The sequence below is a fragment of the Acetobacter fabarum genome (genome assembly GCF_040702925.2).
Classification (GTDB): Bacteria; Pseudomonadota; Alphaproteobacteria; order Acetobacterales; family Acetobacteraceae; genus Acetobacter; species Acetobacter fabarum_B.
Genome location: NZ_JBFCXX020000087.1, coordinates 1 through 272, shown reverse-complemented (window position 1 = coordinate 272; position 272 = coordinate 1). Strand labels below are relative to the sequence as shown.

Here is a 272-nt window from a genome sequence, read left to right as displayed (position 1 = left end):
GTTTCACGGCTGGGGCTGGAGTGCGCAGCTGCCGGAAGCGGCGATGCCCGGCTACTCGCGCCTGAGCCCAATGCTGCGCAAGATCCCCGGCGCCTATCAGGCACGCCGCTGGCTGGAACAGAAACGCTTCGATCAGGGCCGCACACCCGGCATCGACCTGTATCGCGAACCGAGCCTGTGGCCGCTGGCCTTCGACGGCCCGACCGTGATCACCCTGCACGATCTGACGCACCTGCATTTCCCGGACACGCAGCCGCAGGCACGGCTCAGGG

At 68.0% G+C, this 272-nt stretch carries 1 protein-coding gene; it reads left to right on the top strand.

Features of this window, described 5'->3' with window-relative positions; all coding sequences use genetic code 11:
- Positions 1–43 precede the first annotated feature (43 nt).
- On the top strand, positions 44–272 hold a 229-nt coding region (locus AB2L51_RS15200), incomplete at its 3' end, for a hypothetical protein (RefSeq protein ID WP_400922678.1).